Raw genomic sequence first — 22,032 nt, 5'->3', positions numbered from 1 at the left:
ATTGATTAATCGGGCCAGTTAGCGTGGCCGCGTCATTCCCGGCAAGGAAATTCGGCCCGTCTTTTACGGCTCTTGGCGGCAGTCGATCGCGCTTGTCGGACCAGCGGTCCCGGTCGTCGTCAGGGCTCGGCGAAATGGCTTGGGAGGTGCGCATTCACGATGCCGCCATCGACGGTCAGAGTTTCGCCGATAGTGTAATTGCCTGCTCGGCTGGCGAGATAGACCGCGGTGCCGCCCATATCGAACTTGTCGCCGACCCGTTTGTTCGGGATACCTGCCGCCGATTGCTCCTCGTGGTCGCGCGCAGCGCGGTTCATGTTGGAGGGGAAAGCCCCCGGGGCAAGGCTGGTGACATAGATATGATCCTTTACCAGACGCGCCGCCATCCGGCGGGTCAGGTGGATCAGGGCGGCCTTGGAAGCCTGATAGCTGTAGGTTTCCCATGGATTGACGCGCTGGCCGTCGATCGAGGTGATGTTGATGACCTTGCCGGGCTTGTCGGCGCTGGCTGCGGCAGTCAGCAGCTTGTGCAGCTTCTGCGTAAGGAAGAACGGTGTCTTGACGTTGAGGTCCATGACCTTGTCCCAGCCCGCTTCCGGGAATTCGAGATAATCGACGCCCCACGCAGCACCCGCGTTGTTGACGAGGATGTCGAGCCTGTTCTCGCGGCTCGACAGCTCCTCCACCAGCGCGTCGATACCGGCAATCGTCGACAGATCCCCCTGGATGCCGATCACCTTCTCACCCAGCTCGGCGCAGGTTTCCTCGATCTCGTCGATCTTGCGCGCGCTGATATAAACGCGCTCGATCCCGGCGGCGAGAAAGCCTTCCACGATCATCTTGCCGATACCGCGGCTGCCGCCGGTTACCAGGGCGACACGGCCCTTGAGGCTGAAAAGGTCTTCGAGGGTCATTCCGGTCTATCCTCTCTCAATTCGTCATTGCGAGCGGAGCGGAGCAATCCATGGGCCCGCCCCCTCGTTCATCGCGACCGTTCGCGCCTTCAAGGCCGAACCATGGATTGCCGCGTCGCCTTCGGCTCCTCGCAAGGACGAGAAGCGAAGACATCAATAACCGCTCAGCTCCGCCACACGGCCCGCATGATAATACTGGTCGCCCAGGAACTCCTGCAGCGCGCGATCGCGCTTCATGTAGAGGCCGATATCGTATTCGTCGGTCATCCCGATGCCGCCATGCATCTGGACGCCTTCGCGCACGGCAAGCCCCGCGACCTTGGCGACCTTGGCCTTGGCGACCGAGGCCATGAGATCGGCCTTCTCGCTGCCTGCATCGAGCAGTTGCGCTGCCTTGATCGTCACCGCGCGGGCGATCTCGACTTCGGAATAGAGGTGCGAGGCGCGATGCTGGAGCGCCTGGAACTCACCGATCACCTTGCCGAACTGTTTGCGCTGCTTGAGATAATCGACCGTCATGTCCATCGCCCCGCGCGCGACGCCGACGCCTTCCGCGGCGGAGCCGACACGGCCCGCCATCAGCATGGCGTTGAGCACGTCGCGGCCGCCATCGACCTCGCCGATCACGGCATCGCCGTCCAGTTCGACACCGTCGAAAGTGATGTGGCTGGCCATCGAGCTGTCGACCAGACGGACGCTGTCATGGCTCATGCCCGCGGCATCCTGCGGCACGGCGAACAGTGTCACGCCGTCCACGTCGCTATCGCTGCCCGAAGTGCGCGCAGCAACGACGATCATCTCGCTGCTGGCACCATAGACAACGAAGTCCTTCCTGCCGGTCAGCTTGAAGCCGTTGCCCGACTTCTCCGCCTTGCAGGCGATCTTTTCGGGACGGTGCTTGCGGCCTTCGTCCACGGCGACCGAATAGACCTTATCGCCCGAAACCAGTTCGGGCAGCCAGCGGCCCTTCACATCGTTGCTGCCGTGATTGAGCGCGGTCGCGGCCAGCACCGAACTGCTCAGGAAGGGCGACGGCGTCAAATTGCGGCCGATTTCCTCGAGCACGATGTTCGCCTCGACCTGGCCCATGCCGAGCCCGCCATCCTCTTCGCCCACCAGCATGCCGGTGAAACCCATTTCGGCGAACTGCTTCCACAGGCCGTGGCCGAAACCGTCCTTGCAGTTGCGATCCCGCCAGTGGCGCAGTTGTTTCTTGGTCGATCCTTCTTCCGCCATGAACTGATTGGCGGTCTCGGCCAGCATTGTCTGGTCGTCGTCGTAATAGAGAGGCATTCGATCAGGCTCCCGGCAGGTCGAGAATACGTTTGGAAATGACGTTCAGCATGACTTCGGAGGTACCCCCTTCGATGCTGTTCGCCTTCGTCCGCAACCAGCCGCGCGACGGCTTGCCACCTCCGGTTTCCTCGCTCTCCCATTCGAGCGCGGTCGAACCGCCCGCCGCCATGATCAGCTCGTGGCGGCGCTTGTTCAGTTCGGTCCCGGCATATTTCATCATGTTCGGCTGCGCGGGATGCGCCTTGCCGACCTTGATCTCGTCGAGGAACTTCTCGCCCATCGCGGCATAGGCCAGCGCATCGACATCGAACTGCGCCAGCTCTGCGCGCAGCACGGGATCGATCTCGCCATTGGCGCGCGTCAGCGCAGCACCGATCGCGCTGGTGCGGTCGCCGCCATCGGCACCCGAAATCATCTCGCGCTCGTGGCCGAGAAGGTATTTCGCCACATCCCAACCGCGATTTACCTCGCCGACATAGGCGGGCACGTCCTCGCCATAGCTCTTGGGCACCTCGACATCGTCGAAGAAGGTTTCGCAGAACGGGCTGTTGCCGGAGATCAGCAGGATCGGCTTGGTCGAAACGCCTGCGCTCGCCATGTCGTAGAGCATGAAGGTAATGCCCTGATACTTGTTCGCCTTGTCGGTGCGAACGAGGCAGAAAATCCAGTCGGCCTTGTCGGCATAGGACGTCCAGATCTTCTGTCCGTTGACCACCCAGTGGTCGCCCTTGTCCTCGCCGAAGGTCTGCAGGGATACGAGGTCTGAGCCCGAGCCCGGTTCCGAATAGCCCTGGCACCAGCGGATTTCGCCGCGGGCGATTTCGTTGAGGAATTTCTGCTTCTGCCCCTCGGTGCCGAAATGCAGTAATGCCGGGCCGAGCATCCAGATGCCGAAGCTGGAGAGCGGCGGGCGGGCGCCGATCGCGCTCATTTCCTCGCGCAGCACCTTGGCTTCTGCCGGCGAAAGGCCCGCACCGCCATATTCCTTGGGCCAGGCAGGCACGGTGTAGCCCTTGTCGCGGCAGGCCTCGAACCACGCCTTTTGCGCATCGCTCTTGAACGTCGCGTCACGGCCGCCCCAGTACACATCGTCCTCGTCGCGGACGGGTTCGCGCATCTCGGTGGGGCAGTTGGCTTCGAGCCACTCCCGCGTCTGGGCGCGGAAGGTTTCCAGGTCGCTGTCGGACATGTGCCGAATCCTCTCTTCTAAAACAGCGGTATGTTGACGCTTACGTTAGGGTGATTCGCATGACATGCGCAAGACCACTGGCGACGGCCCGCATTGCCGTAACGTCAGCCGGAATTCGTTGACGCCAAGGCGTGCTCCCCTAAGCTGGAAACGGAGAAATTCGGGGAGAGAGTAGGCATGCGATTCTCGGGCAAGACCGTGGTCGTCACGGGTGCCGCGTCCGGTATAGGCGCGGCGGCGACCGCGTTGTTCGCCGGCGAAGGTGCGATTGTTTTCGCAGGCGATATCGATGTCGCCGGCGGCGAAACGCTGGCCGCCAATACGGCCGGCGATGTCCGTTTCGTAAAGTGCGATGTGTGCGAATCCGCCGCCATCAAAGGGCTGATGGATCGCGCGGCGGAAGAGACGGGCGGGATCGACGTCGTCTTCAACAATGCCGGTGCGGGCGGCGCGCGCGCCGACATTTCCGAGATCGAGCCCGACGAATGGGATCGCACGATGGACCTGCTGCTGCGGTCGGTGGCGATGGGTATCCGGTACGCCGTCCCGCACATGATGGGCCGCAAAGGCGCGAGCATCGTGAACGTATCGAGCGTGGCTGCGGCCGGCCCGGGCTATGCGCCGACGGCCTATGCGGTCGCCAAGGCGGGCGTATTGCATCTCACCAAATGCGCAGCGACCGATCTGGCGCAGCATGGCATCCGGGTGAACGCGGTGCAACCGGGTTTCATCAACACCAATATCTTTACCGCCAGTCTCGAGATCACCGGCGAAATGAAGGCCATGGCCAAGGCGGCCATCGCGCAGATGTCGGCCAATGCCCAGCCTGTCGCACGCAGCGGCCAGCCGGTCGATATCGCCAGTGCAGTCGCCTTTCTGGCGAGCGAAGAGGCGAGCTTCATGACTGGAGCCTCCCTCATCGTCGACGGCGGGATCACGCTCGGCCCGCGGCATAGCTGGGATCCGGAAGAGCCGCGTATGTTCGCTGCGCTCGAAGCGATGGAAGAGCAGGCGAAAGCAGCCATGCAGACGGCCTGATGCCTCTCGTTCACGGCCCCCTTCCCCAGCGCCTGAAGCTGGTTCACGGCTTCGGGGCCGTTGCCTTCGGCGTGAAGGATTCGGGGTTCAGCTTCTTCCTGCTGCCGTTCTACAATCTGGTCCTCGGCGTCGATGCCAGCACCGTGGGGGCGGCGCTGGCCACGGCGCTGGTCGTCGATGCGATGATCGATCCGCTGATCGGCCACCTGTCCGACCGGACCTATACGCGCTGGGGACGGCGCCTGCCCTGGCTTTATATCGCGCCTGTTCCCCTGGCGGTGCTGTGGACGATGCTGTGGTCGCCGCCCTTCGTCGGGTCGCCCGGATTCTGGGACATCGTCGCCCTCGCCGTCGGAGTGCGCCTGCTCCTGTCCGCCTGCGAAGTGCCCTCTGTCAGTCTCGTGCCCGAAATCACCGACGATTATGACGAACGCACCACGCTGTTCCGCTACCGCTTCCTGTCGGGATGGCTCGGCGGGCTCTTGATGATGGTGCTGACCTTCACGCTGTTCCTCCCGACACCCGAATCGCAACTGCAGCCGGAGGGATATGCCGAATACGGAATGTTCGGCGCGGCGCTCATAGCCTTCGCCGTGATCGGCTCGGCCGCAGCGCAGCACCGAATCGTGGCCCACCTTCCTCCACGCCGCCCGCCGCCCTTTTCCATCCGCGGTGCCTTCGCCGAGATATTCGATGCCTTCCGCGAGAAGGCCTTTGTGATCTTTGCGCTGGGCGGATTGGCCGCCTACGTCCTGCAGGGCATGACCTTCTCGATCACGCAATACGTCAACCTTTACGTATGGCAGTTCAGCGACCTCGCATTCCGGCTGTACCCGGCGGTTCTGTTTCTGTCGGTGGTGGTGATGTTCCTGATCGTCAGCCCGATCCATCGCAGATGGGGCAAGCCGAAAGCGGCCGCGGTCGCCGCGCTGATCGGACTGACATTCTACTGCGGGCCTTACGTCTTGCTGCTTGCCGGAGCCTGGCCCACACCGGGAAGCACCGCTTCGACGGTATTGCTTTTCGCCCTGTTGATCGTGGCCAACACGGCCAGCGTCGTCTCGATCATATCCGCGACTTCGATGGTGGCGGAAATCGTCGAGGCGTTCGAAGAACGTACCGGCAAACGCGCGGAAGGGACTTTCTATTCGGGCAACTGGCTGGTGCAGAAATGCGCCACCGGCGGCGGTATCCTGCTGACCAGCCTGATCGTGCAATCGATCGATCTCGCACCGGGAACGCCGCAGGCCGATGTGGGCCCGGAAACGGTGGAGCGGCTGGTTTTGCTGTTCGTGCTCGCCGCCAGCGCATTGGCGCTGTTCGGGGCATACTGGCTTTCGCGCTTCCCGATCACCCGCGCCCAGCATGAGGCGCGCGTGGCAGCGAGGCTTTCCCGTCAACCTGCATCAGAGGCTCACGACCCTCTGGACGATGCCGTGCGCGCCGACCCCGATGCGCATTCGATAACCCCCTGACCGGCCAGGCAGGCTTGGCTTGGCACCAACCTTATGCCAGTTTCATGGCGAAACCGAATTGAGAGAAGAGGATAGAGACGATGGATTTCGAACCGACAGAACGGCAAGCTTACTGGCGCGACCGGGTGAAGAACTTCATCGAAGATCACGTTCGCCCTGCCGTTCCAACCTACAAGCAGCAGGATGCCGAAGGCGACCGCTGGAAGGTCATCCCGGTGGTCGAGGAACTAAAGGCCAAGGCCAAGAAGGACGGCATCTGGAATCTCTTCATGCCGCCGCGCAATGACGGCCACCATCATGTCGAGGAAAGTTTCGAATTCGAAGGCCCCGGTCTCACCAACCTCGAATATGCCCTGTGCGCCGAGGAAATGGGCCGCGTCGGTTTCGCCTCCGAAGTCTTCAACTGCTCCGCTCCCGATACCGGCAATATGGAAGTGTTCCATCGCTACGGTACCCGCGCGCAAAAGGATAAGTGGCTGCGCCCGATCATGAACGGCGAGATCCGTTCCGCCTTCCTGATGACCGAACCGTTCACGGCTTCGTCCGACGCGACGAATATCGAAACCCGGATCGAGCGCGACGGCGACGAATATGTCATCAACGGCCGCAAATGGTGGTCCTCCGGCCTTGGCGATCCGCGATGCAAGGTCGCGATCGTCATGGGCAAGACCGATTTCTCGGCCGGGCGCCATGCCGCACAGTCGATGCTGCTCATGCCGACCGATGCCGAGGGGGTGAACGTGCTGCGTCATCTCCCTGTCTTCGGCTACGACGACGCGCCGCATGGCCATATGGAAGTCGAACTGAAGAACGTTCGCGTACCGGTCGACAACATGCTGCTGGGCGAAGGCCGCGGCTTCGAAATTGCCCAGGGCCGCCTCGGCCCGGGCCGCATCCATCACTGCATGCGGACCATCGGCGTCGCCGAAGAAGCGCTGGAGAAGATGTGCAAACGCCTGCAGGAGCGCGAGGCTTTCGGCAAACCGATCTACAAGCATTCGGTCTGGGAAGAACGTGTCGCGCGGGCCCGCATCGACATCGACATGACCCGCCTCCTCTGCCTCAAGGCGGCCGACATGATGGACAAGGTCGGCAACAAGGCGGCCAAGCAGGAAATCGCCATGATCAAGGTGCAGGCGCCCAACATGGCACTGCGGATCATCGACGATGCCATCCAGGCCCATGGCGGCGGCGGCGTGAGCGAGGATTACGGTCTCGCCAGCGCCTATGCCCACCAACGCACCTTGCGCCTTGCCGACGGCCCCGACGAAGTCCACGCCCGTTCGATCGCGCGGATGGAATTCGCCAAGCATCTGCCGGAAAAAGGTCCCAGCGCCAATGCGCTGCGCGACGGCAAGGCACCGATTGGCGGCAACGACAACAGCTTCAGCTCGGGCGACATGGGCGCGACGCGCTGACCACCCTCCCTCGCGTTTGCAAGAGAGATGCGGGGGTGGGCCGGTCGCGCCGCACCCACCCCGGCGACATGGTTCTGCTGCGCAGCGCCCGGTGTCACTACCCCTCCTGCAAGCGGAAGGGGGTTCAAAGGAGTAGTTCATGGCGAAAGCCGCAATTCTTGAACAGGTCGGCGGGCTGACGATCGGCGAGGTCGAACTCGCCGATCCCGGCCCGCACGAGGTCTTGATCGATACAAAGGCCTGCGGTCTGTGCCATTCGGACCTGCACTTCATCGACGGCGCCTACCCGCACCCGCTGCCGGCCATTCCGGGCCATGAAGCGGCGGGCGTGGTGCGCGCGGTCGGCAGCGAGGTGAAGACCGTCAGGCCGGGCGACCATGTCGTCTCCTGCCTGTCCGCTTTTTGCGGTCACTGCGAATTCTGCGTCACCGGGCGCATGGCCCTGTGCATGGGAGCGGACACGCGCCGCGACCAGACCAAGCCTCCGCGCATCACCCGCAATGGGGGCGAGGCGGTCGCCCAGATGCTCAACCTTTCGGCCTTTGCCGAACAGATGCTGATTCACGAGCATGCCTGCGTCGCGATCGACAAGGACATGCCGCTCGACCGGGCCGCCGTCATCGGCTGCGCGGTGACGACGGGTGCGGGGACGATCTTCAATGCCTGTTCCGTCGTGCCGGGCGAAGTCGTTGCCGTGGTCGGCTGCGGCGGCGTGGGCCTGGCGGCGATCAACGCCGCCAAGATTGCGGGCGCGGGCAAGGTCATCGCCATCGACCCGATCCCCGAGAAGCGACAACTGGCCGAAGTTCTGGGTGCCACCCACACGGTCGATGCCATGGCCGACAATGCCGTCGAGGAGGTGATGAAAATCTCCGGCGGCGGCGTGCATCACGCGATCGAGGCTGTCGGCCGCCAGGCATCCGCGGACCTTTGCGTCAAGATCCTGCGCCGCGGCGGCACGGCGACGATCCTCGGCATGATGCCGCTGGACTGCAAGGTCGGGCTCGGCGCGATGGATCTGCTGTCGGGCAAGAAGCTGCAAGGCGCGATCATGGGGATGAACCACTTCCCGGTCGACCTGCCACGCCTCGTCGATTTCTACATGCGCGGCCTGCTCGATCTCGACACGATCATCGCCGAGCGTATCCCGCTCGATAAGATCAATGAAGGCTTCGAGAAGATGAAACAGGGCACGTCCGCGCGCAGCGTGGTGGTGTTCGACTGATGGGGAATACCGGCATGCCCGAGATCGATTTCGACAAGGAAATGGTCGGCACTATCGAAGTGCCGGAAGCCGATCGCATGGATATGGACGCGCTCACCGCGTGGTTCGCAGCCACTGTCGAAGGTTTCGCAGGGCCGATCCGCTACACCAAGTTCAAGGGCGGCCAGTCGAACCCGACCTATCGCATCGACACGCCAAATCGGTCCTACGTTCTCCGCCGCCAGCCTTTCGGCAAGCTGCTTCCGAGCGCGCATGCGGTGGACCGCGAATACAAGGCAATGCACGCCCTTGGGCCGACCGGCTTTCCGGTGCCCAAGACCTATGGCCTGTGCGAAGACCCCGAAGTCATCGGGTCGAAATTCTTCGTCATGGGCCTGGCCGACGGTCGTTCGCTTTGGAACGGTTCGCTGCCGAACAACACGCCCGAAGAACGCCGCGAAATCTACAATGCGATGATCGACACCTTCGCCGATCTGCATACGAAGAATCCGGATGAAATCGGCCTGAGCGATTACGGCAAGCCGACCGACTATTGCGCGCGGCAGATCAGCCGCTGGGCGAAGCAGTACAAACTGTCCGAGACCGAGCACATGCCGCAAATGGAGCGGCTGATCGAATGGCTGCCCGAGACGATTCCGCCGCAGCATGAATCGAGCGTCGTTCATGGCGACTACCGGCTCGACAACATGATCTTCCACAAGGACGAAAACCGCGTGATCGCAGTGCTCGACTGGGAGCTGTCGACACTGGGCGATCCGATCGCCGATTTCAGCTATCTCATGCTCAACTGGCACAATCCGCATGACGGGCGCGCGGGCCTGCTCGGGCTCGACCTAAAAGAGCTCGGCATCCCGACGCAGGACGAGGCGGTCGAGCGCTATGTTGCGCGCACCGGCTATCCCGTGCCGCCGATGGACTGGTACTTCGCTTACAACCTGTTCCGCCTCGCCGGGATCATGCAGGGCATCAAGAAGCGCGTGATCGACGGAACGGCTTCGAGCGCGCATGCGAAATCGATGTCCGAACGCGTCGCCCCGCTGGTGGAGCGCGCCTATCACTTCGCCAAGGAAGCGGGGATGGACTAGCACGGCGGTCCTGCTAACGAGCGCTCCGAGAATGCATATGGAGACCAGCATGAGCGCCGACCTCGAAACCGCAATCGAAGCCGCTTGGGAAGATCGCGCCAATGTCACGCCGCAATCGGGCGACGTGCGCGATGCGGTGAATGCGGCGCTGGCCATGCTGGACAGCGGTACTGGCCGCGTTGCCCAGCCCGACGGCAAGGGTGGCTGGACGGTCAATCAATGGCTCAAGAAGGCTGTGCTCCTGTCATTCCGCCTCAACGACAACCGTGTCATGGATGGCGGCAGTGCCGGCCATCCGGCCTTCGACAAGGTGCCGAGCAAGTTCGCCGGATGGGACGATACACGCTTCCGCGAAGCCGGTTTTCGCGTCGTACCCGGCGCGATCGCCCGCGAAGGCGCCTATATCGCACCGGGCTGCGTACTGATGCCCAGCTTCGTCAATATCGGCGCTTATGTCGGCAAAGGCACGATGGTCGATACCTGGGCGAGTATCGGCAGTTGCGCGCAGATCGGCGAGAACTGCCATATCTCTGCGGGTGCCGGGATTGGCGGCGTGCTCGAACCGATGCAGGCGAACCCCACCATCATTGGCGACAATTGTTTCATCGGCGCCCGCAGCGAAATCGTCGAAGGCGTGATTGTCGGCGAAGGCAGCGTCGTAGCCATGGGTGTCTTCATCACCCAATCGACCAAGATCGTGTATCGCGACACGGGCGAAGTGATCCGCGGCCATATTCCACCCTATTCGGTCGTCGTGCCCGGTTCGATGCCCGGCAAGGATGGCGGCCCGGGCCTCGCCTGCGCGGTGATCGTCAAGACCGTCGACGCGCAGACCCGCGACAAGACCGGCATCAACGAGTTGCTGCGCGACTGAGGAACATTCGTCGCGGGCGAGCGTAAATCACCCTGACAGGTATAAGCGCAATGGCGTAACCTTAGGGAGATGTTCGATGCATAGACATGGCGATGAAATCCATGTGACCGATACCGAAGCTAGCGGCGGCTCGAAAGAAGGCGTCGTCCGCTGGATACTGGCAGGCGGATTGCTGCTGGCGATCGTTCTTTTGTCGATTACCTGGATTGTTCCTGCGCTGACCACCGGCGATGTCGAGGAAGAAGGCACGGTCAGCGGCCAGATTTCTTCCATGGAGGATGATGGCGACGATACCGACAGTATCGTGACCGATCTGGGTAACGACGAGGTGGCAGCGCCAGCCGGCGAAACCACCGAGGAAGACGGCCTGGAAGTCGTCGAGAACTGATCACCTGCAGAGAAGCCTTATGAACAATCCCAACAGCTTCAGGACAGACCAGTATGTCGAGTGGAACTGGGGCAACGGCAAAGGCACCGGCCAGATCAAAGAGCGCTTCGAGCGTGAGGTTTCGCGTACGCTGCAGGGCAGCGAAGTGACCAGGAACGGCGATGAGGACAATCCAGCCTATCTGATAAGGCAGGAGGATGGCAGCGAGGTGCTCAAACGCGGTTCGGAACTGGAGGCGCGAGGATAATGCCGGCACAATCCAAGGCGCAGCAGCGCGCCGCAGGAGCAGCCCTTTCCGCCAAACGCGGTGAGACCAAAGTCAGCGATCTTCAGGGCGCATCCAAGGACATGTATGACAGCATGAGCGAGGAGGCGCTGGAAGACTACGCCTCGACCAAGCTCGACGGACTTCCCGATCATGTCGACAAAGCCGACTGAACAGGCCGACTTTGCACTCTTCCTGCAAGCTCAAGGCGGCGGCGTATACGAGCGCGCGCTGGATGAAATTCGCGAAGGGACGAAAACGAGCCACTGGATGTGGTTCGTCTTCCCGCAGATCGCAGGCCTTGGCAAAAGCGCCAAAGCGCAGAAATTCGCTCTCTCCGGAAAGGCAGAGGCAAACGCATATTGCGCGCATGAGGAACTCGGCCCACGCCTGTTCGAGGCCACCGAAGCCATGCTCGACTGGGCCGGAACGATGACCGCCAAGGATATCCTCGGCCCGGTCGATGCGATGAAATTCCGCAGTTCCATGACCCTCTTCGAAGCCGCCTGCGACGACGAGGATTCACAGGTGTTCGCCGATGCGCTGGAGCAGTTCTTTGCCGGCGAGCGCGATCCGCTGACGCTGGAGAGGCTGTGACGAAAAGCTGATCGCAGAACTGGCGCCCGGCTCGAGCGCCTATTCCTCGCCGTCCCGAGCTTCACCTGCCGGATACTCGATCGGGGTCATCGACGCGACACTGGCAACATACGCTTCCGCCGCCCGCATCACCCGCATCATGTTGCGCGAGGAAATCTTCTCGAGATCGTCCTGCGAATAGCCACGTTTGGCAAGTTCCACGAACAGCGCCGGATAACCGGTGACGTCCTCCATGCCGACCGGCCCGGTCGGCATGCCGTCGTAATCGCCGCCAATGCCGATATGGTCGATTCCCGCAACATCGCGAACATGGTCGATATGATCGGCCATGTCGGAGATGGTCGAAACCGGCGCGCGGTTTTCCGCGTCCCACTTTGCCAACTGCGCCTCGACCGTGTCGGGAAGTCCAGGATACAAGGCCTTCAGACGGGCTTCTTCGGCAACCCGGTCTGCCGCATGCTGACGAAGATCCTCGGTGATGAACCACGGCAGGGCGACGACCATCACAATGCCGCCATTTGCGGGAAGGCGGGTCAGAACGTTGTCCGGTACGTTGCGCAAATGGCCGGTAACAGCGCGCGCACCCGAATGGCTGAAGATCACCGGCGCCTGCGCAACGTCGAGCGCATCCATCATCGCCGCCTCGCTCACATGGCTCAGATCGACCAGCATGCCGATGCGGTTCATTTCGCGCACCACATCCATCCCGAATGCGTTCAGGCCATCGTGCTTCGGCGCGTCGGTGGCGCTGTCGGCCCAGCTCAGCGTCTTGCCGTGGGTCAACGTCATGTAACGAGCGCCCAGATCGTACATTTGGCGCAGCACGGCGAGGCTGGAGCCGATCGAATGTCCGCCTTCCATGCCCAGAAGCGACGCGATCCGGCCTGCCGCCATCGCTTCCTCGACATCGTCGGCGGTCAGGGCGAGCTGCATGTCATCGGGATAGCGCGCGATCAGCCGCTTGGTGACGTCGATCTGTTCGACCGTTGCCTGCACCGCCTCAGGCTCCGGCAGATCGGCGCTGACATATACCGACCACCATTGCGCCCCGACCTTGCCTTCCCGCAGCCTGACAAGGTCCGAATGCATCGCCGATCTCCCGGCAGTGGCCGTATCCAGCGTGTCGCGGAAATCGAAACCGTCGATGACATTGCCGACGCGCGAACGCAGCTGGATCGGCACGTCATTGTGCCCATCCCACACCGGCGCCGCATCGAGCGCTGCGGCCGCCGTGCTTTCGGCGCTGTCTTGAGCCATTGTCGGGCTGCTCATGACGAGGGCGGTGGTGGCGGTCGCAAGCAGGAAACGGCGCATAAACAGGAACCCCTTGTTATCTTGCGGACTGTCCTAGCAAAGAGATGCGACAAGGAAAGGCCCTAGTCATGACGATCATAGCCCGCTGGAATGGCGAAATGCTCGCGCGCAGCGACGACACGATCATTGTAGAAGGCAATCACTACTTCCCCGCGAACGATGTCGCACGCGGTGTGCTGGTGCCTAGCGAGACCACCAGCGTGTGCCCGTGGAAGGGCACGGCAAGCTATCACTCGATTCAGGCAGGGGGCAAGATCAACGAGGACGCGGCTTGGTACTACCCGGCACCCAAGGAAGCTGCCGCCGAAATCAAGGGCCGAATTGCCTTTTGGAAGGGCGTGGAAGTGACCGAAGAGTGAGCGAACCGAAGGTTATCATCGAGCGGCTTGGGCTCGAACCGCATCCCGAAGGTGGGTGGTATCGCGAAACCTGGCGCGCGCCCTCCGCCGAGGGAGAGCGGGCCAGCGCGACCGCGATCCTTTTCCTGCTCGAACAAGGACAGCACTCCCACTGGCACCGGATCGATGCCACCGAAATCTGGCTTTGGCACGCAGGCGATCCTCTGGAACTGTCGCTGGCAGCGGGCGATGCAGGGCCTGTCGAACATGTCGCACTCGGCCCGGAGGTTATAGCGGGTCAGTCGGCCCAGCACGTCATCCCGCCCTATTGGTGGCAAGCTGCTCGCCCCTGCGATGGCGAGGCGGGCTATACCTTGCTTTCATGTGTCGTGTCACCCGGCTTCGAGTTTTCCGGTTTCGAACTGGCACGTCCCGATTGGCATCCGGGCAAATGATCAGGGCTGGCATGCGCTGGCTGCTGGCAGCTTTCTATGCCATCGCAGGTGTGGCGCATCTCCTCAGACCTGCGCCCTTTCTCTCGATCATGCCGGAATGGGTGCCTGTCCCGGAGGCATTTGTCTTCTGGACGGGTATCGCCGAACTTTTCGGCGCCGTGGCGCTGGCACAATGGTTCAGCCAGCCGCTGCGCCGCGCGGGCGCCGTGGGGCTCGCGCTATATGCAGTCTGCGTTTTTCCAGCGAATATCCACCATTTTGCGCTCGATATGACGCGGCCCGATGGTGGCCTCGGCCTCGGCTATCACGTGCCGAGGATGTTTGCGCAGCCCCTGATCGTATGGCTGGCTCTGTGGACCGGCGGCGTCACGGACTGGCCGTTCCGCCGCCGATAGTCCGGATCAACTCATGTGCTTGGAGACGGCGCCCGTCATCTTGAACATGGAGATCTGGTCCTTGCCGATCACCGCGCCAAGCTTGGCATCGGGATTGATCATGCGCTTGTCCTTGGAATCCTGCAGGTTGTTCGCCTTGATGTGATCCCACACCTTGGAGGTGACCTGGGCACGGGTCATCGGACCCTTGCCCACGACATCCTCAAGCTCCGGCGACAGATTCACCGGCTTCTGCAGTGCGTTGTTCTTGCCAGCCATGATTATTCCTTTCCTTGGCTATGCTTCAATCTACGTCGTCGAGGTCCTCGACATCCAGTTCCTCGACCTCATGGCCTTCGAACCGGGCAGTCAGGACCGCGGCGGCGGTCACGTGTCCGTCCAGATTGCGGACGAGTTCTTCATGCGTCGCCCCCGGCATAAGTGTCAGCGGGAGGTCGATCGCGAAAAGCTGGAAAACATAACGGTGCTCTTCGCCCAGCGGCGGATCGGGCAGCAACCACTCCGAATTGCCATGCGCGTTCTTGCCGGTACGCGGCGGGGTTTCGCCCTCCATCAGCTTGCCCTTCTGCGGCGGAAGACCCCAAACGGTCCAATGAACATGTCCCTTGTCGGCATCTTCGGCGACGAGCACGAGTTCCTGCGCACCCGGCGGTGGCGGCGTCCATTCGAGCGGAGGTGCAACGGCATCTTCCTCGATCGCAGTAAATGACGGATCGAGTTCTCCACCGTGCCGAAAGGCTGCGCTGGTCAACGCAAAACCACCGCGACCAAGTACCCGCTCGTCAGCCACCTTCTCCAGGGTAAGAGTATGGCCGACACGACCTCCGCCGACTGCATTCAATACCCAAGGCGCAACGTCGCTCGCCATGAAATCTCCTCTTTTCCGCAATCGCGGACATCTCTCGGTCTGCCTTTAAGGCATAGCTCGCGACGGCAGACCATCCCGCAAGGCGAAATTTGCACCGATTTAAGGGGAAACGGGCCTTGCAGGCGGTTATTCGCGCTATTGCTCAGTCCCGATTAAGCCGTCATGATCCTACTGGCGTTCCGCATAGAGGGGTTTTGCGGAAATTCTTGGGAGCAATCATATGGGGCTGGGTCGCACTTTTTTGACGGCAACACTGGCATTCTCGCTCGCGGCGTGCGGCGGCGGCGGGGGAAGCAGTTCGGGCGGCAGTACCGCGGGGGGCGGTGCGAGTAGCGGCGGTGGCAACACCGGCAGCACCGGGAGCTGCTCGCTCGGGAGCAGGCAGGACTGGGTGCTCTCTCAGCTCAACGAATGGTATCTCTTTCCCGACCTGCTCGATCAGACCGTCAATCGGACAAACCATTCTACGGTCCAGAGCTATATCGACGCGGTGGTTGCCCCGGCCCGGGCGCAGGACCGTGATCGCTTTTTTACCTTCCTCACATCCATCGCCGAAGAAAATGCGCTGATCAGCAGCGGATCGAGCGCAGGTTTCGGCATCCGTCTGGCCTACGATCAGGCGGCAAATCGGGTCTTCGTGGTCGAAGCATTCGAAAATGGGCCGGCATTTGCCGAGGGCATCGATCGTGGCAGCGAGATCGTTGCGATCGGCGGGCAGAGCGTCGCTTCGCTGATGGCGAGCGGCGGGCCGCAGGCGGTCGTCAATGCACTTGGCCCGAACGATTCAGGCGTTACGCGCAGCCTGACGGTCCGCCAGCTGGACAGCAGCGAATTCACGGCCTCCTTGGCCAAGGCCGAATTCTCGCTCGATCCGATCTCCGACCGCTACGGCGCGAGAATCCTCGATAATGGAGGGACCAAGGTCGGCTACGTCAATCTGCGTACATTCATCGTCGAAGATGCCAATCGCCAGTTGCGGGAGGCATTCGGCACGTTCCGCAACGAAGGCGTGACGCAGGTCATCCTCGATTTCCGCTACAATGGCGGAGGTCTGGTTTCGGTCGCCGATTTGCTGGGCGATCTGCTGGGCGCCAACAGAACCGGTCAGATTTTCAGCAAGACGATATACCGCGATTCCAAAAGCGCGCTCGACGAAACCCGACTGTTCGCCACCGAACCCCAGGCTATCGCTGCGAGCCGGATCGCGGTAATCGGCACCGGAGGAACGGCATCCGCCAGTGAGTTGGTGGCCAACGCCTTCATCCCCTATCTCAATAACAATCTCGCGCTCGTCGGCACCGACACGTTCGGCAAACCGGTAGGTCAGATCGCGCGCGACCGCTCGGCTTGCGACGACCGTCTGCGCCTGGTGGCCTTTCGCACGGTCAATACAAATGACGGGGGCGATTACTATTCGGGCCTGGCCGCCGTGATGCCGAAGACCTGCGAAGCACCGGACGACATCACGAAACAGCTGGGCGACCCGACCGAAGGCTCAATCGCGACCGCGCTCGATTTCCTCGCAGGGCGGAGTTGCACCGCAATCGCAGCGGTGCCCGGCACGACTGCGGCCAGCAGTGCGGCACCCGAACGACGCGAACTCATGATGCCCAACGTACCCAGCCCTGCGCAGATCGAGATCCCGGGATTGCAGTGATGGTCGAACGCTACAACACTTTTGCAGCGTTCTGGCCATTCTACCTGCGCGAGCATTCGCGGCCCGGGACGCGCGCTCTGCATTATATCGGCACAAGTCTGGTTGTAGCGCTGGCTGTCGCAACGCTGGTGACTGGCAAATGGGGGTTGCTCGCCGCGCTGCCGGTCGCGGGATACTTCTTCGCATGGGTCGCGCATTTCGGGCACGAAAAGAACCGGCCCGCGACCTTCACTTATCCCTTGTGGAGTTTGCGGGCAGACTTTCGCATGTGGTGGATGTGGCTCACCGGGAAGCTTGGTCCCGAGCTGGAGGCGGCAGGCGTTATCGAAGACTAGGCCAGCGCAGCCGCCATGGTCAGCAGACCGAGGCCTATCGAAAGCGGCGCACGTAACGACATCCACCAACGCGGGGCCAAAGGGCCGAGTCTGGCATCGACGCCAAGGCTGACAAGCAGCGCGCCCGCCAACATGACCAGCGATGGCTCGGGCGACTCCCAGCCGAAGATCGCGGGAAAGAAACAGGCCAACCCCGCCAGACACGGCAGAACGGCGGCGACCCACAACCAGCCCAGCGCTCGCCGACGCTCGGCCGCTGGTGCCATGGCAGCGAACCCCCACCATGTCCCGCCCAGGAATGACAGGATAAGCGCGGCATAGGCGAGGCTAATCGCTTGCGCCGACTGGCGCCATTCGGGCGGGCCGACATACAATATGACTACGCAGGCGAGCTGGGGCAGCAGACCCGCCAGCCCGAGCCAGCGCGGCAGGGTCGGCACGCTACCCATGGAGACGGTACCGGGCCAGATAGGCCGCGAAACCCAAAGCGAAGATCAGGTCGCCAGCGACAATAGTGCCAATAACAGGGTCGCCTCCCTCGCTCCAGTTCGGCGGGCCGAGCATGACGACAACCAGCCCCTTGCCCAACAAACCCGCGAGAAGCACCGGAGCGAACCGCCGCGGCTGGCGGGCAATGAGAGCGTAGAGAATTCCGAAGCAGAAGATCAGCACCGCGCTCACCGCATCCGGACTGCCCCATTCCGCCAAGACAAAGGCGCCGAGGCCGATCGTGAAGTTATACGCCGCCGCTGCCCAGAAGAACATGCGCCAGCCGCGCTCTGCCGGTATCGCCATTATGGCGCTTCCGGGCCGCTGAAAGGCTGACTGTCTGTCCATGCGCATCCTTGCCGCTGCTCTTCGCCAAGCAGCAGTGTAGCGGTGAAGGGATAGGTACGATCGCTCATGGCGTCCGAACATTCGCCCGGCGTTATCGTCAGATCGAATGGCTCTCCGTCGATTTGTCCGCTGATCCCGAGGCCGTTATTGCCAGCAAAACGTTCGACCGGAAACTCCGTACCGTCCGGGTTTTCGGGCGTCGAATAGGTTGCCACGCCCCCTCCGGCAGCACCTCCCCAGAATGGTTCCGTGCCGGTATAGTGCACCACCTCGCCCTCGGCGATCGCATCGAATGTGCCGGTACCGGGACCTTGCGATGCATTCTCCTCGCTGGCTGTGTCCTCGTTGGCTGTGCACGCCACCAGCAAGGCAATCGGAGTGATGAGCGATAGGCGAAGTTTCATGCTGCTTTCCTGTGACTGCGGATAAAGTCGACCGTTTCTGCCCGGATGCTGTCTGTCCTTCGGCGGCAACCGTTGCGTCGAGCCATGGCGTATCGAGCACCAAGCTGCCCGGCAAAGGGCCACGATAATTGCACGAGAGCAAGCGCCAATTCGCTCGCGGGCGAAGGGGTGTTCGGCGAAGCGCCGAACACCCGAACAAAGCTCAGGCACAGCCTTCGACAAAGCCGAGTTCCGGCATCAGTCCGACATGCACGATCGACACCCTGCCGTCGGGATCGATCTCGAACCGGAGTCGCGGATCGTCGCCGGGCTGCGTCAGATACTTGCCCTCTGGTCCGGTGTACTTATGCGGCTCCTCGCGAAAGCTGGGGAAGGCTTCACGCACCTGCGCGATGGTGGAGCCAGGGCCGACCCCTTCGAGCAGCGCTACATCGCTGCCATCCGATACCGAGATGCGACGGACATCATCCCCAACCCGGATGGCATATACACCTGGCCAATCGGGAGAAGTGAGCGTTTCGCATCCATTTCCGATCTGTCCTTCGCCGGCGACAAAGCCGCTGCCTTCGGGTACCGGTTCGCCGATCGTCAATCCGCCCAATCCCTCGAGAGACAACGTCTTGCTTCCCGGTGAGGCAATGGGATCGGGCGGAGGTGTCGCGACAGGGGCGGAACGTTGGTCCGCAACCGAGGTTGACTCATCATCGGTCGGGGACGAACAAGCGGCGACCAATGCCAGGACGAGGGGGATAGCGACGCATCTCATGTCGACACAGCGCGTGTGAAAGGCGCAGGTTCCTTGCGACCACCTGAAAATTGTGTCCACAGACTTTCACAAACCGAAAATAAATATTAGTGAAGTCTGCGAACAATTCTGCTATATAAATGCTGTCAACCAGGGCGCAGGAAACGGAAATTTCTCGGTGCTGAAAGTTTAGCATCAGAACGGATGAATCGATGTCGCCGGTTGTTCAGCCTTCAGGTAGTCCGCTCACTGGACGACAGAAAGAGTGTCTGTTGTTGCTTAAAGGTGGACTGTCGTCGAAGCAGATTGCCCGCGAACTGAATATCTCTCCACGCACTGTCGATCAGCATATCGCGGTTGCTCTGGAAAATCTGGGCGTCAAGAACCGCCTCGAGGCCATCTCCCGGTTGCATGAAATCGACCGCCTCGATCCGTCTGCTGCCGCCGATGTTGCCCTTCCTCGTGTGGCAACCGGTTCGGTGACAGAGTTTTCGGCTCCCGATCGTACGAACCGCTCGGTCGAACTCGACTCCCTGACTCCAGCCTCCCTGCCCCTGCTCCCGCCGATTGGTGGATCTTCGAACACCGCTTCGGTCAGGGACCGCATATCCTGGATTGTGAGGCTCGCGACTTTCTGCTCGATGCTAACCTGCCTCGTTCTTCTCTCCATTTTGGGTCTTTCTGAGATAGTCAGCAGTGCCGCCAGATGACTTAATCCATGGGTCGGGTCCGCTTCCGGACGCGACGAGAAAGGATGGACCCATGCATGAAATCGAAACGGCGGCAGGCCGGGTGGTAGCCAACGACACGCAGAAATCGATCGACGCTGTCGATCAGGCGGTGATGTCGATCGCGCATCTCTGCGCAAGCATCGTGGAAGTCAGCAAGGCTTCGCGCCTGCCGGTCGGCACCGCCCAAGGCGCGCTATCGATGGCCGGAACCGGGCTGACGAATGCGATCGAGAGCCACGAGGATATCGGCCGCGCGACGCGCGAACTGATCAAGATCCAGAAGGCATCGAACCTGGAGACCGTGGGCTTCGGATGTCCACCGCTCCATGAACCGAGTGCCCGTACGGACGGCAAGGTCTTCGCCAACCGGGCCGCCTAGACACGATGAACGCGATCTTCCTGCTTGCCTTCTGGTTGTTCCTGCTCGCAGCGCTGGCGATCGGATGGCAGGCAGGCGATTGGCACGATCGCAAGGCGATACTGGCGATCGCCGCGGCGGCGGCGCTCAGCGCCGCCACGCACATGTTCTTCCCTGAAAGCATCGCGCTCGCCCTGGTGGCGCTGGTCGACGTCGCCCTGCTGGCGGTGATCGTGCGATATGCTCTTTCGAGCCGGAAGTACTGGCCGATCTGGTTCTCGGCCTGCCATGCGACGACGCTGCTATTCGAACTTGCCGCCCTGTTCCTGCCGGGCGACCAGCACATCATTGCCGAGCGGGTTGCCGCGTTCTGGTCGATCCCGGCCCTGCTCGTCATGGTGGCCGGGCTGATCGCCGACCAGCGCCGCGGCGTGACCGGCCCCAAGCCCTGACGACACCCCCGAAAGAGGAAGGGCGACCCGTGCGGACCGCCCTTCGCTTCAATCTATGCCGTTCCTCTTAGGAAGGCATCAGAACGGTGTCGATCACATGGATCGCGCCGTTCGAGGCTTCGATGTCGGTCGCCGTGACGGTCGCCTTGTTGCCCGCCGCGTCGGTCAGCACGACATTGCCGCCTTCCATCGTCGCGGTCAGCGTGCCGCCATTGACGGTCGTGATTTCGTAGCCTTCTTCGCCCGCCCCCTCGATCGCCTGCGTCAGCGCCGCGGCGAGGGTTTCACCTTCGACCACGTGATAGGTGAGGATACCTGCAAGGTCGGCCTTGCCAGCTTCGCTCATCAGTTCGTCGCGCGTGGCCTGCGGTATCTTGTCGAAGGCCGCGTTGTTCGGTGCGAAGACCGTGTAAGGCCCCGGGCCCGACAGGGTTTCACCCAGATCGGCCGCAGTTACGGCCGCAACCAGCGTGGAGAAATCGGGATTGCCCTGAGCGACCTCGACGATCGTGCCGGCTTCGGTGGCGGTATCGTTCGCCATCTGGTCGGCCATGGCGGCATCTTCGTCAACGGCGGTGGTATCGGCCGGTTCCTCGGCGCAGGCGGCAATGGCCAGCGAGGCGGCAGAGGCGAGCGCAATCGTGATCTTGTTCATGTTCAGACCTTTGTGAATCGAGTTCCAACATTGCCCAAACCGGCACACCCGGCTTGCGCGTCACGATTCGAACGAGCACGCCCACCAGATGTGCCCAGATTTCGCCGCAATGTGGCAGGACGGGCGCGACATGCGACGAGCCGCGCTGCGTCGCCCGCCCATCCCGCCTCAGTCGGTGCAGCCCGCCACGAAATCGCGTGCCATGGCGGCGGGAACGGGCGGTAGCGGGCCGATATCCTGTGTCCCGTAGCGCACGGCCACGCCGCCGGTCAGCACCACACCGAGATCGGTGGGCACCTCACCCTCGCCGCTCACGCCGCCGCGCAGATCGTCCCCGGCGGGATCGGCGACCAGCGTGACCGCATCGGCACCGGAGCCGAAGGTCATCCGCTCCTCGCTGGCGATAGGGCGGAAAGCGTTCACATTGACCAGCACGCCGCCGCCGGACGGGCAGAAGACATGCACCCTCGCCGGCTCACCCTGGGCCGCGGCAAAGAACAGCCCGTCCCCCTCGCCGCTGGAGGTCATGTCCCAGGCCCCCGCCATGTCCGGCGTGGGCGCGGCATCGGCGGGCGGCGCGGCAGTCGCGCTGCCCGAGGTGCTGGCGCTGGCCGAACCGATGGGCAGGCCGGTCGTTTCGCCGGCCGCATCCGGCGCGGGCTCCGAACCGCAGGCGGCCAGGCCCAGGGCCAGCGGCATGGCAGTGATCGCGAGGTACCTCATC

Annotated in this window: 30 protein-coding genes; 18 read left to right on the top strand and 12 right to left on the bottom strand. The window is 62.5% G+C overall.

What is annotated here, in order from left to right; translation table 11 throughout:
* Positions 1 to 119: 119 nt before the first annotated feature.
* The 3 genes from K3174_RS09745 to K3174_RS09735 all read right to left on the bottom strand — a co-directional run bounded on the left by K3174_RS09745 (position 120) and on the right by K3174_RS09735 (position 3,399).
* The gene (locus K3174_RS09745; protein ID WP_221558078.1) at positions 120 to 914 is read right to left on the bottom strand and encodes an SDR family NAD(P)-dependent oxidoreductase; all 795 of its coding nucleotides are present in this window, start codon (positions 912 to 914) and stop codon (positions 120 to 122) included.
* Positions 915 to 1,067: 153 nt separating this feature from the next.
* The gene (locus K3174_RS09740; protein ID WP_221558077.1) at positions 1,068 to 2,207 is read right to left on the bottom strand and encodes an acyl-CoA dehydrogenase family protein; all 1,140 of its coding nucleotides are present in this window, start codon (positions 2,205 to 2,207) and stop codon (positions 1,068 to 1,070) included.
* Between the two features lie 4 nt (positions 2,208 to 2,211).
* Positions 2,212 to 3,399, bottom strand: coding sequence for an acyl-CoA dehydrogenase family protein (locus K3174_RS09735; protein ID WP_221558076.1), 1,188 nt, complete (start codon positions 3,397 to 3,399; stop codon positions 2,212 to 2,214).
* 177 nt (positions 3,400 to 3,576) lie between these two features.
* On the opposite strand from K3174_RS09735, the gene K3174_RS09730 reads away from it, so the two are divergent.
* From K3174_RS09730 to K3174_RS09685, 10 genes are all read left to right on the top strand, one after another.
* Positions 3,577 to 4,437 (top strand): SDR family NAD(P)-dependent oxidoreductase, encoded by an 861-nt coding sequence (locus tag K3174_RS09730; RefSeq protein ID WP_221558075.1) that lies wholly within the window; start codon positions 3,577 to 3,579, stop codon positions 4,435 to 4,437.
* Positions 4,437 to 5,912, top strand: coding sequence for an MFS transporter (locus K3174_RS09725; protein ID WP_221558074.1), 1,476 nt, complete (start codon positions 4,437 to 4,439; stop codon positions 5,910 to 5,912). Before K3174_RS09730 ends, K3174_RS09725 begins: the two co-directional genes overlap by 1 nt.
* Before the next feature lie 80 nt (positions 5,913 to 5,992).
* Positions 5,993 to 7,330: an acyl-CoA dehydrogenase family protein gene (locus tag K3174_RS09720; protein WP_221558073.1), complete on the top strand. Its 1,338-nt coding sequence runs from the start codon at positions 5,993 to 5,995 to the stop codon at positions 7,328 to 7,330.
* Between the two features lie 139 nt (positions 7,331 to 7,469).
* A complete protein-coding gene (locus K3174_RS09715) occupies positions 7,470 to 8,555 on the top strand; it encodes a Zn-dependent alcohol dehydrogenase (RefSeq protein WP_221558072.1) in 1,086 nt (361 codons plus the stop codon).
* 14 nt (positions 8,556 to 8,569) lie between these two features.
* Positions 8,570 to 9,640, top strand: coding sequence for a phosphotransferase family protein (locus K3174_RS09710; RefSeq protein WP_221558071.1), 1,071 nt, complete (start codon positions 8,570 to 8,572; stop codon positions 9,638 to 9,640).
* Positions 9,641 to 9,689: 49 nt separating this feature from the next.
* A complete protein-coding gene (dapD, locus tag K3174_RS09705; RefSeq protein WP_221558070.1) occupies positions 9,690 to 10,514 on the top strand; it encodes a 2,3,4,5-tetrahydropyridine-2,6-dicarboxylate N-succinyltransferase in 825 nt (274 codons plus the stop codon).
* Between the two features lie 76 nt (positions 10,515 to 10,590).
* Entirely contained in the window at positions 10,591 to 10,902 is a 312-nt protein-coding gene (locus tag K3174_RS09700) for a hypothetical protein (RefSeq protein ID WP_221558069.1), read from the top strand.
* Positions 10,903 to 10,921: 19 nt separating this feature from the next.
* Entirely contained in the window at positions 10,922 to 11,149 is a 228-nt protein-coding gene (locus K3174_RS09695) for a hypervirulence associated TUDOR domain-containing protein (protein ID WP_221558068.1), read from the top strand.
* Positions 11,149 to 11,340 carry a DUF3008 family protein gene (locus K3174_RS09690; protein WP_221558067.1) on the top strand — a complete coding sequence of 64 codons (192 nt, stop codon included), beginning with the start codon at positions 11,149 to 11,151 and terminating at the stop codon, positions 11,338 to 11,340. The genes K3174_RS09695 and K3174_RS09690 overlap by 1 nt, the downstream gene beginning before the upstream one ends.
* Entirely contained in the window at positions 11,321 to 11,764 is a 444-nt protein-coding gene (locus K3174_RS09685; protein WP_221558066.1) for a DUF1810 domain-containing protein, read from the top strand. Before K3174_RS09690 ends, K3174_RS09685 begins: the two co-directional genes overlap by 20 nt.
* A gap of 39 nt (positions 11,765 to 11,803) precedes the next feature.
* Here the strand turns inward: K3174_RS09685 and K3174_RS09680 are convergent, their stop codons facing one another.
* Entirely contained in the window at positions 11,804 to 13,036 is a 1,233-nt protein-coding gene (locus tag K3174_RS09680; RefSeq protein ID WP_247712061.1) for a dipeptidase, read from the bottom strand.
* Positions 13,037 to 13,146: 110 nt separating this feature from the next.
* Between K3174_RS09680 and K3174_RS09675 the strand changes: the two genes are divergently transcribed.
* Genes K3174_RS09675 through K3174_RS09665 form a run of 3 tightly spaced genes read left to right on the top strand, consistent with a single transcriptional unit; the run spans position 13,147 to position 14,266 of the window.
* Entirely contained in the window at positions 13,147 to 13,437 is a 291-nt protein-coding gene (locus tag K3174_RS09675) for a DUF427 domain-containing protein (protein ID WP_221558064.1), read from the top strand.
* Positions 13,434 to 13,871: a cupin domain-containing protein gene (locus K3174_RS09670; protein WP_221558063.1), complete on the top strand. Its 438-nt coding sequence runs from the start codon at positions 13,434 to 13,436 to the stop codon at positions 13,869 to 13,871. Before K3174_RS09675 ends, K3174_RS09670 begins: the two co-directional genes overlap by 4 nt.
* Positions 13,868 to 14,266 (top strand): DoxX family protein, encoded by a 399-nt coding sequence (locus tag K3174_RS09665; protein WP_221558062.1) that lies wholly within the window; start codon positions 13,868 to 13,870, stop codon positions 14,264 to 14,266. The genes K3174_RS09670 and K3174_RS09665 overlap by 4 nt, the downstream gene beginning before the upstream one ends.
* Before the next feature lie 6 nt (positions 14,267 to 14,272).
* On the opposite strand, the gene K3174_RS09660 is transcribed toward K3174_RS09665, so the two are convergent.
* Entirely contained in the window at positions 14,273 to 14,524 is a 252-nt protein-coding gene (locus K3174_RS09660) for an SWIB/MDM2 domain-containing protein (protein WP_221558061.1), read from the bottom strand.
* Between the two features lie 25 nt (positions 14,525 to 14,549).
* Positions 14,550 to 15,134, bottom strand: coding sequence for a YbhB/YbcL family Raf kinase inhibitor-like protein (locus tag K3174_RS09655; protein ID WP_221558060.1), 585 nt, complete (start codon positions 15,132 to 15,134; stop codon positions 14,550 to 14,552).
* A 241-nt stretch (positions 15,135 to 15,375) separates the two neighbouring features.
* Here K3174_RS09655 and K3174_RS09650 point away from each other — a divergent pair, with 241 nt between their 5' ends.
* Positions 15,376 to 16,791, top strand: a complete 1,416-nt coding sequence (locus K3174_RS09650; RefSeq protein WP_345719620.1) for a S41 family peptidase — start codon at positions 15,376 to 15,378, stop codon at positions 16,789 to 16,791.
* The gene (locus K3174_RS09645; protein WP_221558058.1) at positions 16,791 to 17,126 is read left to right on the top strand and encodes an Mpo1-like protein; all 336 of its coding nucleotides are present in this window, start codon (positions 16,791 to 16,793) and stop codon (positions 17,124 to 17,126) included. The genes K3174_RS09650 and K3174_RS09645 overlap by 1 nt, the downstream gene beginning before the upstream one ends.
* Here K3174_RS09645 and K3174_RS09640 read toward each other — a convergent pair.
* From K3174_RS09640 to K3174_RS09625, 4 genes are all read right to left on the bottom strand, one after another.
* Complete coding sequence (locus tag K3174_RS09640) at positions 17,123 to 17,575, bottom strand: DUF3429 domain-containing protein (RefSeq protein WP_221558057.1); 453 nt, start codon at positions 17,573 to 17,575, stop codon at positions 17,123 to 17,125. The genes K3174_RS09645 and K3174_RS09640 overlap by 4 nt on opposite strands.
* Positions 17,568 to 17,921: a hypothetical protein gene (locus K3174_RS09635; protein WP_221558056.1), complete on the bottom strand. Its 354-nt coding sequence runs from the start codon at positions 17,919 to 17,921 to the stop codon at positions 17,568 to 17,570. Before K3174_RS09635 ends, K3174_RS09640 begins: the two co-directional genes overlap by 8 nt.
* Complete coding sequence (locus K3174_RS09630) at positions 17,921 to 18,367, bottom strand: COG3650 family protein (protein ID WP_221558055.1); 447 nt, start codon at positions 18,365 to 18,367, stop codon at positions 17,921 to 17,923. Before K3174_RS09630 ends, K3174_RS09635 begins: the two co-directional genes overlap by 1 nt.
* A gap of 202 nt (positions 18,368 to 18,569) precedes the next feature.
* Positions 18,570 to 18,959, bottom strand: a complete 390-nt coding sequence (locus K3174_RS09625; protein ID WP_247712060.1) for a hypothetical protein — start codon at positions 18,957 to 18,959, stop codon at positions 18,570 to 18,572.
* Positions 18,960 to 19,324: 365 nt separating this feature from the next.
* Between K3174_RS09625 and K3174_RS09620 the strand changes: the two genes are divergently transcribed.
* Genes K3174_RS09620 through K3174_RS09610 form a run of 3 tightly spaced genes read left to right on the top strand, consistent with a single transcriptional unit; the run spans position 19,325 to position 20,653 of the window.
* Positions 19,325 to 19,822: a helix-turn-helix domain-containing protein gene (locus tag K3174_RS09620; protein WP_221558053.1), complete on the top strand. Its 498-nt coding sequence runs from the start codon at positions 19,325 to 19,327 to the stop codon at positions 19,820 to 19,822.
* A 52-nt stretch (positions 19,823 to 19,874) separates the two neighbouring features.
* The gene (locus K3174_RS09615; RefSeq protein ID WP_221558052.1) at positions 19,875 to 20,222 is read left to right on the top strand and encodes a hypothetical protein; all 348 of its coding nucleotides are present in this window, start codon (positions 19,875 to 19,877) and stop codon (positions 20,220 to 20,222) included.
* A 5-nt stretch (positions 20,223 to 20,227) separates the two neighbouring features.
* Positions 20,228 to 20,653 (top strand): hypothetical protein, encoded by a 426-nt coding sequence (locus K3174_RS09610; RefSeq protein WP_221558051.1) that lies wholly within the window; start codon positions 20,228 to 20,230, stop codon positions 20,651 to 20,653.
* Between the two features lie 67 nt (positions 20,654 to 20,720).
* Here K3174_RS09610 and K3174_RS09605 read toward each other — a convergent pair whose 3' ends face one another.
* Together K3174_RS09605 and K3174_RS09600 are read right to left on the bottom strand one after the other, a co-directional pair.
* Positions 20,721 to 21,308: a fasciclin domain-containing protein gene (locus K3174_RS09605; RefSeq protein ID WP_221558050.1), complete on the bottom strand. Its 588-nt coding sequence runs from the start codon at positions 21,306 to 21,308 to the stop codon at positions 20,721 to 20,723.
* Between the two features lie 168 nt (positions 21,309 to 21,476).
* Positions 21,477 to 22,031: a hypothetical protein gene (locus tag K3174_RS09600; protein ID WP_221558049.1), complete on the bottom strand. Its 555-nt coding sequence runs from the start codon at positions 22,029 to 22,031 to the stop codon at positions 21,477 to 21,479.
* Position 22,032 lies beyond the last annotated feature (1 nt).

The organism is Qipengyuania qiaonensis (genome assembly GCF_019711515.1).
In the GTDB taxonomy this organism is placed as follows: domain Bacteria; phylum Pseudomonadota; class Alphaproteobacteria; order Sphingomonadales; family Sphingomonadaceae; genus Qipengyuania; species Qipengyuania qiaonensis.
The sequence above is the reverse complement of the archived record's forward strand: the minus strand, read 5'-3'. Positions and strand labels throughout refer to the sequence as shown.